The 9,693-nt window shown below is 60.4% G+C and carries 7 protein-coding genes and 3 pseudogenes; 6 read left to right on the plus strand and 4 right to left on the minus strand.

The window, feature by feature from the left end:
* On the plus strand, window positions 1–756 hold a 756-nt coding region (locus AC1D2F_RS23440), incomplete at its 5' end, for a fumarylacetoacetate hydrolase family protein (RefSeq protein WP_476967866.1).
* Window positions 749–955: pseudogene (locus AC1D2F_RS23445) on the plus strand (GntR family transcriptional regulator); the annotation flags it as partial. The gene AC1D2F_RS23440 and the pseudogene AC1D2F_RS23445, both read left to right, overlap by 8 nt.
* 469 nt (window positions 956–1,424) lie before the next feature.
* Here the strand turns inward: AC1D2F_RS23445 and AC1D2F_RS23450 are convergent.
* Complete coding sequence (locus tag AC1D2F_RS23450) at window positions 1,425–2,372, minus strand: LysR family transcriptional regulator (protein WP_229994185.1); 948 nt, start codon at window positions 2,370–2,372, stop codon at window positions 1,425–1,427.
* A 243-nt stretch (window positions 2,373–2,615) separates the two neighbouring features.
* Between AC1D2F_RS23450 and AC1D2F_RS23455 the strand changes: the two genes are divergently transcribed.
* The 4 genes from AC1D2F_RS23455 (at window position 2,616) to AC1D2F_RS23470 (ending at window position 7,142) form a co-directional block, all read left to right on the plus strand.
* The gene (locus AC1D2F_RS23455) at window positions 2,616–3,956 is read left to right on the plus strand and encodes a hypothetical protein (RefSeq protein WP_229994186.1); all 1,341 of its coding nucleotides are present in this window, start codon (window positions 2,616–2,618) and stop codon (window positions 3,954–3,956) included.
* Window positions 3,957–3,999: 43 nt separating this feature from the next.
* On the plus strand, window positions 4,000–5,307 hold the full coding sequence (locus tag AC1D2F_RS23460) for an MFS transporter (protein ID WP_476967867.1): 1,308 nt from the start codon (window positions 4,000–4,002) through the stop codon (window positions 5,305–5,307).
* A gap of 142 nt (window positions 5,308–5,449) precedes the next feature.
* Window positions 5,450–6,292 carry a formyltetrahydrofolate deformylase gene (gene purU, locus AC1D2F_RS23465; RefSeq protein ID WP_229994211.1) on the plus strand — a complete coding sequence of 281 codons (843 nt, stop codon included), beginning with the start codon at window positions 5,450–5,452 and terminating at the stop codon, window positions 6,290–6,292.
* 1 nt (window position 6,293) lies between these two features.
* Complete coding sequence (locus AC1D2F_RS23470; RefSeq protein WP_229994188.1) at window positions 6,294–7,142, plus strand: bifunctional 5,10-methylenetetrahydrofolate dehydrogenase/5,10-methenyltetrahydrofolate cyclohydrolase; 849 nt, start codon at window positions 6,294–6,296, stop codon at window positions 7,140–7,142.
* Window positions 7,143–8,504: 1,362 nt separating this feature from the next.
* Here AC1D2F_RS23470 and hxlA read toward each other — a convergent pair.
* From hxlA to AC1D2F_RS23485, 3 genes and pseudogenes are all read right to left on the minus strand, one after another.
* Window positions 8,505–9,128 (minus strand): 3-hexulose-6-phosphate synthase, encoded by a 624-nt coding sequence (hxlA, locus tag AC1D2F_RS23475; RefSeq protein ID WP_229994189.1) that lies wholly within the window; start codon window positions 9,126–9,128, stop codon window positions 8,505–8,507.
* A gap of 115 nt (window positions 9,129–9,243) precedes the next feature.
* A pseudogene (locus AC1D2F_RS23480) lies at window positions 9,244–9,417 on the minus strand (6-phospho-3-hexuloisomerase); the annotation flags it as partial.
* 13 nt (window positions 9,418–9,430) lie between these two features.
* Window positions 9,431–9,565: pseudogene (locus AC1D2F_RS23485) on the minus strand (transposase); the annotation flags it as partial.
* Window positions 9,566–9,693 lie beyond the last annotated feature (128 nt).

The following is a 9,693-nucleotide window of genomic DNA, read 5'->3' on the forward strand; positions in this document are numbered from 1 at the left end:
GAGGAAGCCTACGGTTCCCGTGAAGCCGCCGGCCTCGCCGCCGTCGGACCTATCCTGTCCCCGGAACTGAAGGCGAAGCTGGAAAGCGTCTGCACCGCCACCCTCTCCTCCCAGCTGCGCAAGCGAGGCCTGAACAACGTCAGCATCGACGGCCTGACCTCCACCCGGCCGGAGCAGCGGATCGTGGGCCTGGCCCGGACCCTGCGCTACGTCCCCAACCGCGAGGACCTCTTCAAGGCCCACGGCGGCGGCTTCAACGCCCAGAAGAAGGCCATCGACTCCGTCAACGAGGGCGAGATCCTCGTGATGGAAGCCCGCGGCGAAAAGGGCACCGGCACCATCGGCGACATCCTGGCCCTCCGCGCCCAGGTCCGCGGCGCCGCCGCCATCATCACCGACGGCGGCGTCCGCGACTTCTCCGCCGTGGCCGCCATGGACATGCCCACCTACTATGCCAACCCGCACCCCGCAGTCCTGGGCCGCCGGCACATCCCGTGGGACACGGACATCACCATCGCCTGCGGCGGCACCACCGTGCAGCCCGGGGACATCATCGTCGCCGACGCGGACGGCATCCTGGTGATCCCGCCGGCGCTGGCCGCGGAACTCGCCGACGACTCCATCGCCCAGGAACGCGAGGAAACGTTCATCACCGAGATGGTGCAGCAGGGCCACAGCGTGGACGGACTCTATCCGCTGAACGCTGACTGGCGGGCCCGCTACGAGAACTGGGAAGCCGGCAAAGCCAATGAATGACACCGCCGCCGTGGGCTCTCCTACCGCCACGTTCACGGCCACGCAGACCGCGACGCACACCGCCAGCAAATCCGAGCAGGCCTACGCGGCCGTCAAGACCCGGATCGTGGACGGGAGCTACTCCCCCGGCTACCGGCTGGTGCTGGCCAAGATCACCGAGGACCTGGGCGTCAGCGTGGTGCCGGTCCGCGAGGCCATACCGTGAGCGGAAAGACCTGGCCTCGCTGAAGGTGAAGCAGTTGCATGCGCAAATGCTCGTGACTCAAATGTGCTTTGATGTTCCGGCTGTGGTTTGAGTATTGCAGACGATTGAGCTCGGAGGGTGTCACTCCCCCGGTATCGCTCGGTACGCATGGGCCCGTCAGTAGGATTCGTCTGATCCGGCTGGCGGCCAAACATGGCGCAGGGACTTCTGTCCTCCACGCGATTTGATCCCCTGCCGTTCATCTCATCGGTGGCGACCAACTCCCAAGCCGCAGGAGCACAGTTCTACGGAATCCACCTCTTCTCGTTTAACGACTTCACCGCTGTCAAAACGCTGGGTGACGCTCTCAGCTTGCCTCAAGCGGATCCTGTTCGTTCTCGGTGACACCTGGCTGGCGCCGGGTCCGTAGCCGTAGCCGTAGCCGTAACCGTAACCGCAACAGAAATACGGCACCGTGCTAATTTCAACCTCTGTCGCCCACACCCCGGACTGAGTCGAACCAGCGTTGTTGCTCCTTACCGACAGAATCGCGGGCAAACTCGGTAAATGCAGCAGCCCTGGTCGTCAGCGGCGTTCGGCGGAGCCAGGCAACCTGTACGCGTTCGAGCGGCATTGCCGGTTCAAGCTCCAAAGTTGCGAGTGCCAGACCCTCGTAGCTCGTCTTGGAGCGCGAGCGGTGAATCATCATGCAGTAACCGAGGTTCCTGGCGACCAAGGCACGAGTCAACTCATACTGTTCGCTGCGGTACCGGATGTTGGGTCTGATGCCGAAGTCCTTGAAGATCTCCATCGCGTGGTTGCTCGCCGGCGGGGAGTCGAAGAATACGTATGGGTCATCTCTCAACTCTGCAAGTGCCACGGATCCTCTTCCCGCCAGCCGATGTCGGGCTCCCACAATGATGTGGACAGGCGTTTCATAAAGGACAACTCCTTGGAGGTCCAATGGCAGATTCAGATCGTAGACCAGGATCAGGTCTATCCGCCCCTCGCCGAGGAGCTCCATCAGAGCACCTTGAGGTGCGATCCGGAAGTCGACGTCCACGCGCGGATGTAGAGCCGCGAATTCGTCGATGAGCGCAGGGATAAGAGTGGGAGCAAACGTCGGGTAGCAACCCACTGTAATGGGGCCCACAAGCTCTTCGCCTTGACCGGCCACTGTCAGGTCAACCTCCTCGGCTGCCCGCAGAAGAGCTCTCGCTTCGTTCAGCAGAAGTCGCCCGCTGGGAGTGAGGTCCACCCCATGGGCCCGGCGCCGCACGCACAACTGAGTCTTCATGCCCCGCTCCAGCTGTGAGATGGAAGCGGCGATGGCAGTAGCCGAAACGTTTTCGCGGATGCTTGCCCCGGCGAAGGACCCGGTCTCGGCCACCGAACAAAAATACTGCAATTGGATTAGGTTGAACGACGGCATACCCAAATGCTAGTTGGTTTTTGAGAGGGAAACCGCAAGTGCAGTGAAGGAAAGGAAACTGCGCCGGACTCTCATGATCCGCTTGGGCGTTGGGATGCATACGAACAGCCCCGCTGATACCGAACTTTTAGTGCTGAATACCTCAACTATTTTCCGTTTTTCAAAGAAACTCCGGCCCTTTAACGTGTTTTGCATGGGCACCTAAGCGTCGCCGGTGCCGAGACCCGCTTCAAAGGAGAAACCGTGAGATCAAACATTCAGACCATGCGTGCCGGACTCGACATTGCCGCATCGTGGGGCAGGCTCGAGTACTCGGGCTGGCAGGACGAGAACATGTCGTGGAAGGAGGACGTCTACCTCGGAGACTGGTCCTATTTGGACGAATTGCGCGTCACAGGCCCAGATGCACTGCAGCTGTTTTCAGACTTCGCCGTCAACAGCTTCGCCAAATTCGCCATCGGACAAGCCAAGCACGCCATCTTCTGCAATCTTGACGGCAAGGTCATCGGGGAAGGCATCCTGGCCCGTTGGGCAGAGGATGACTTCCTGTTCAATGCACGCGGGCCGGTCAGCACCTGGCTTGAATACAACTTCAAGAAGGGTGCTTACAAGGCCGACTTGTCCCTGAAAATCAGCGAGTTCAAGTTCCAGGTTTCGGGACCGAAGTCCCTTGAACTCCTCGAACTCCTGACCTTCGAGTCGCTGCGGGACATCAAGTTCATGCATTTCCGGAAAGCCACAATTGCCGGACATCAGGTTCGCCTTCTCCGCCAAGGAATGGCCGGCGAAATCGGATTCGAGCTGCAGGGTCCCGGATCGATCGCCGAAGTCATCCGGGCCGCAGTGCTCGAAGCCGGGAAGGCGTTCAACATCCGCCGCATGGGTGCCCGAACAGCCATGGTCAACCACCTGGAGGCCGGCTTCCCCACCGTCACCCATGACTACCTCCCCGCCATTACCGGCGAAACTGAACGGGAATACTACGAGCAGTACAACGTCGAGGTGACAGACGACGGCAGCCCGGAGTGGTACCAGAGCTTCGAGCGGTGCATGAAGGTCAAAGGAAGCTTTGACGGCGAGGATCCCAGCGCATGGTTCCGTAGTCCTGTCGAACTGGGATGGACCAGAAACGTCAAGTTCGATCACGATTTCTACGGTCGGGCAGCTCTGGAGAGGGAGACGGCCGACCCCAAGCGCGGGATTGTCACGCTCGTTTGGAATGAAGAGGACGTCAAGGACGTCTACGACTCCTTCTTCCAGGACGGCGAACCGTACGATTTCATGGATTGGCCGCGCGGCCAGTGGTTCGCGATGTACACCAGCACGGTGCTGGAAGGGGAAACCATTATCGGCTCAACAACCTCGCGCGGTTACAGCTACTACTTCCGCAAGGTTCTCTCCCACGGGGTGCTCGACTTGGCCTACACGGAACCCGGCACTGAGGTAGAAGTCCTGTGGGGTGACCCGGGACATCGCCAGAAGAAGATCCGGGCCACCGTTCATGCCTATCCTTTCAAGCAGGACAATCGGCGCACGGAGCTGGCACTCGTCGGCTCCGGGACCTCTCTGCCCAGCGCCAAGTAGCGCGAATATGTCAGTCATGGCCCCCGCCGGGGCAAGAGAGAAAATGACGGCTGAAGACAGGCGTGTACTTACCGGCACGATGATCGGCACCACTATCGAGTGGTACGACTTCTTCATCTACGCCCAAGCAGCCGGACTCGTCTTTGCTCAGCTGTACTTCGCGCCCCTGGGTCAAGGGTCCGTCCTTGCCCAGATGGTGTCCTGGGCATCTCTGGGCATCAGCTTCCTATTCCGACCACTGGGCGCCGTCATCGCCGGGCACTTCGGCGATCAGTTCGGACGCAAAAAAGTCCTGGTCGCCACACTGATCCTGATGGGCGCTGCAACAACCCTTATTGGCATACTGCCCACGCATGCCCAGATCGGAATCACTGCTCCGCTGCTCCTGGTGCTCCTGCGCATCATTCAGGGCATCTCCGCGGGTGGCGAATGGGGCGGTGCCGCATTGATGGCTGTCGAGCACGCACCTGTTGGCAAGCGAGGAATCTTCGGTTCCTACCCACAGATCGGCGTTCCGGCCGGCATGATTTTGGCAACGTTGGTCGTCTTCATCATGACGTCCGTAACTACCCCGGAACAATTCCTGACCTGGGGATGGCGGATACCGTTCCTTTTCTCCGTCGTGATGATTATTGTCGGTTACTTCATCCGCCGCGCGGTCTCCGAGAGTCCCGTATTCCAGGAAATGGCGGCCAAAAAACGGGAGACTGCATCTCCGCTGCGCGAACTCATCAAACGGAATCCCAAAGCGATCGTCTTGGCAGCGCTGGTCTTCATCGGCAGCAACGCCGCCGGCTACCTGCTGATTGCTTTCCTCTCCTCCTACGCCATCCGGGTTCACAAGATGGACAGGCCAGGAATACTCTTGGCTTCCACRCTCGCCGGCATGAGCTGGCTTGTCTTCACGATGGTAGGCGGCCATCTTTCCGACCGGTGGGGACGCATCAAGACCGTCAAGGTCGGCTATATCTTGATGTTCGTCTGGATGGTCCCGCTGTTCCTGCTGATAGATGCCGCGAACGTGTGGCTCTACCTTCTGGCTCTGGTGGGGTTGACCATCGGAAATGGTCTGACTTACGGGCCACTATCGGCCCTGTTCGCTGAGATGTTCCCGGCAGAGATTCGCTATTCGGGAATATCGATCGCATACGCCATCGGCGCTATCTTTGGCGGGGCCTTCGCCCCCCTTGCAGCAGAGTGGCTCCTCGGAGCCACGCAAAGCTCGCTTTCCATCGCCGCCTACATCATGATTCTCTGCATTGCCTCGTACATCGGCGCAGCCTTTATTAGGGAACCAAAGGGAATCGACCTAGTCGCCGGCGCGTCTTCGGCGCTCAGCGACCGCCGCTAAACCATGCGCGCCCGCCGGACCAGGAGTTTCCCTGGTCCGGCGAACCCATTACTCAACCTATCGTTTTCACGAGGTGATCTTCTTGCAACCGTCTAGCACCACCCTTCCGGCCAAGCCCGTTACGGCTAGTGGCACCGCTGAAATCGGCCGACTCACTGTCAGCTGCCCTGATAAGCCGGGCATTGTCGCCCAGCTGACGCAGCTGTTGGGAGAGCACGGGGCAAACATTGTGTCCCTGGACCAGTTCACAACCGGCGCCGAAAACGGGACCCTTTACCAGCGGACCGTGTTCCACCTTCCCGGTTTCGCCGCCAAGCGAGAGGTCCTTGAGGCCGATATTCAGGCGAAGCTTGCCGAATCGCTTCAGATGGACTGGAAACTGACGGATGCTTCCAAGCGCAAGCGGGTCGCGATCTTCGCCTCGAAGACCGACCACTGTCTGTTGGACCTTTTGTGGCGGCACCGGCGCGGAGAGATCCCGATGGATGTCGTCATGGTCATCTCCAACCACCCCGGCCTGGCCGACCAGGTGCGCCCGTTCGACATCCCCTACTTCTACGTCCCCGTGACGGGGGACAAGAAGGACGCCGAACGCAGGCACCTGGAACTCCTGAACGGAAACGTCGACCTCGTGGTCCTGGCACGGTACATGCAGATCATCTCCGCTGAGTTCCTCGACGATGTCCAGGTACCGGTGATCAACATCCACCATTCCTTCCTGCCCGCCTTCATCGGCGCCGGCCCGTACCAGAAAGCCAAGGACCGCGGCGTCAAACTCATCGGAGCCACAGCTCACTACGTGACCAAGGACCTGGACGAGGGCCCGATTATCGAACAGGACGTCATCCGCGTCACCCACCGTGAATCCACCGCGGAGCTCATGCGCTCCGGAGCCGACGTCGAACGAAGCGTGCTCTCCCGGGCCGTTACCTGGCACTGCCAAGACAGGGTCATGCGCGACGGCAACACAACGATCGTCTTCTGACATGGCAGCCCACATCATCGACGGAAAAGCACTCGCCACGAGGCTCCGGGAACAACTCCGAACCGACGTCGAGCAATTCAAACAGTCCACCGGCCGGCCCATCGGCCTTGCGACCGTGCTTGTTGGTGACAACCCGGCATCCGAGGTCTATGCCGACAGCAAGCGCCGACTATCCAAGCAGGCAGGAATTGAGGACCACCACCGCCGCCTCCCCAAAGACGCTACCCAGGAACAGGTAGCTCACGCACTCGATGAACTGGCAGCCAACCCTGCAGTGTCGGGCATTTTGCTGCAGCTTCCGCTGCCCGCCCACTTGGACGCAACAGCGTTGATTGACCGGATCCCCTGGGAAAAGGACGTCGACGGTCTTACTACTATTAGTGCCGGCCGGCTAGCCCGAAACGTTGAGGGACTGCGGCCCTGCACTCCGCTCGGAGTGATCTCTCTCTTAGAGAATGAGGGGGTCCAGCTGCAGGGCGCCAATGTGGTGGTCATCGGACGCTCAGACCTCGTCGGCAAACCGCTGGCACAACTCCTCCTGCAGAAGAACGCCACGGTGACCGTAGCGCACTCGAAGACTAAGGACTTGGCTGCCGCCACGCTCCAGGCGCAGGTGGTGATAGCTGCAGCCGGTGTTCTCCACCTGATCGGCGCCGAACACATTTCCGCCGGGGCCGTCGTCATCGACGTCGGCATCCACCGCACCGAGGACGGACTCACCGGTGACGTCGACTTCAGCGCAGCCAGCACGGTCGCGTCAAAAATCACCCCAGTCCCCGGCGGGGTAGGTCCGATGACCATCGCCGAACTCCTCCGCAACACACTCAAAGCAGCACAGCTCCAGAGCTGAACGGCGTCACGCTTCGACCCGGCTAGAAGCAGTGGCCACGATTCTAAATGTTGAGGCATGAGAAGCCCAGTCCCTACAACGTGTGCGTCATATGTGAGGGCCTTGCAGACAAATGGAGCCCATTTGTCCAGCAGATATTGGCATCACAATCCAGGCGAACTGCACAACGACCGCACGCCGAATGGACTGCAAGTGCCAACGCATTGCTTGCCTAGCTCCGCCGCTGTCCCCGCAGAGACGGCAGCAAAATAGCATGCTCGGTAATTTCGGTACTGCTGCACAAATAGGGGCGCATTCCGGGCCCAACGTGGTAGGCCCTCGCGGTCTCAAGAAGACTGCGTGTAAGCGTCTGAGCCATACGGGGATTACCCCCCGCAAGGGCCAAAGTCTCATGAAACGCTCGTCCTTGCTCCATTGCGCCTTCGGCATCCTGGCGGCGGCACAGCTTCACCTAAGGCCTTAGTTTTCCTGCACAGGACCCCCATGCGCTGCCAAAGGGGTTCGCCAGGTCAGACACCGCCGGCATGAGCTCCTAGGGGCAAGGTCACCGGTGACTCCAAAGAGCACCAGCGAGGACGGCAATCCGGTTCAAACGGCGATCCCACGGATCCCAAAGCGGATTAAGCCCTCGGCCGGACGGCATGGCAACGGATTGAAGCACGGCTGAACTACTACTCCTAGGTTCAGGCTGCGTTGCGTGCTGGCTCTCGAACGGATGCATGGCTAACGACCACGTGGTTCCGGAAGCAGGTACGCGCTCTTACCAGGCGGACCGCTCCCGAGATTCCCCGAACGGCACTTCTTCACTGAGCTCTAGGACGTACCGGCCTGAGTGATGGCGGGTGACCAAAATGCCGGCGGGCCGGCGGTTCAGAGCCACTTCGATGAGCGACGACTCAGCCTCGTTCAGTAACTGCTCGACAAGATTTGGGTTAGCAGTGGACACCTCGCGCCGCTCTTCCGAATACGCCAGGAGGGAAGGGCTTTGACCGTGTACCGCGGACCTGGTCGGAGTCGGGTTGGGAAGCAACGTCAGATCGGACATAGTGTGACGCCATCCCCGCGCAGGAACAGTCGGCGGTCAGCCGTACCGTTCTCAATCACCCAAATCAGATGCCCCCGGTCTCCGACCGCCTCTGCCCATCCGGCGTACTGGAGATCCTCCAGACACACCTTTACGCTGTCGCCTAGGCTCAGGTATTCCCATTGATGGATGGGCTGATGGGTGGGCCGAGGCTGAAGCGTGGCTCCAGCATTCATCGCATACCCGCTTTCTATCGGTCCGGTTCCTTGTGAGTGGACTGGATGCGGCGGCCGCACGTTTTGCACGGGCGGGCCGCCGCAGGTCATGGAAGAGAAACGTCAGATGATGGCGGCCTTCAGTTCTTTGGCGGCCAGGCTGGGATCCGCGGCTCCGTAGATTGAGCCGCCCGCTACGGCCACGTCCGCCCCTGCCTGCTGGACAGCGTTGATCGTCGAGAGGTTCACTCCTCCGGCTACTGAGAAGGGGACGCGCGCTTCTTCGCCGGCGGCCAGGAGCCCGTTAAGGTCATAGCCGGGCTGTGCCTGCTCATCAAGGCCAGCGTGGAATTCCACGAACTTGGCGCCAAGGGCACGAGCTTCCTTGGCGCGGGAGACTTTATTGGGTACCCCAATGAGGTCAACAACGATGCCTTTGCCGTGTGCCCGGGCGGCTTTCACGGCGCCGGCGATGGTCGAGTCGTCTGCACTGCCCAAGACAGATACCAGATCGGCGCCGGCTTTGAAGGCGATGTCGGCCTCCAATTCTCCGGCGTCCATTGTTTTCATGTCAGCGAAAACGATTTTGTCGGGGTGGGCATTTTTGATGGCGGTGACAGCGGAGAGACCTGCAGCCTTTATCAGGGGTGTTCCGAGTTCGATGATGTCCACGTACTCGGCTACCTTGGCGGCCAATTCGAGGGCGTCTTCGACGGTGAGGAGGTCCATTGCAACTTGGAGTTTCATGATCGGCTCTTTCTTTAGGAATTGTTAGGTTGAAGGAATTTAGGGGTGAGTGGTTGCTTAGTGTTTTCCGCTGCGTCGGTCGCCGCCGCCGTCGTCGTCGCCATTCTGGGTTCTACTATTCGAGATTGGCGTGCCGGGTCCAGAGCTGCTGGGCAGAAATGCTGGATTCCTCCCAGAGGGCTTGGAACACCGCTTCGGTGGCGAGGAAAAGCACCTGTTCGAAGAGGCTTCCGGAATATTGCCGGGAAGCATCCAATTGGTGGTCGGTTTTCTGCGGGGCCGGGATAACCGGCCCCTCGCATTTAGGCATGGTTGGTTTGTTTCGCCCGGTAGGGGCGGTGGCCGCCGGCGGCGAGTAGGCATCTGAGTCTGTAGTTGGTGAAGTTGCGGAAGCCGCGGGCGATTCGGCGGGTGGTTTCGATGACGCCGTTGATCGCTTATGCCGATCTCTGGGTTATGCCGATCGATGAAATGTTTGACCTGCTCAGAGCGGGTTCCTGGCGGGTCTTGTCGGCATAGTTAGAGTGCTTCGAGCCATGTGAGGATCCCCGGCTCCGGTGTGTAG

This window comes from Arthrobacter sp. P1_B3 (genome assembly GCF_056406615.1).

Bases quoted from the DNA above. Each gene is read 5' to 3' on its own strand.
- AC1D2F_RS23450 (WP_229994185.1), bottom strand. From the start codon at position 2,372: ATGCCGTCGTTCAACCTAATCCAATTGCAGTATTTTTGTTCGGTGGCC.
- AC1D2F_RS23470 (WP_229994188.1), top strand. From the start codon at position 6,294: ATGGCAGCCCACATCATCGACGGAAAAGCACTCGCCACGAGGCTCCGG.
- hxlA (WP_229994189.1), bottom strand. From the start codon at position 9,128: ATGAAACTCCAAGTTGCAATGGACCTCCTCACCGTCGAAGACGCCCTC.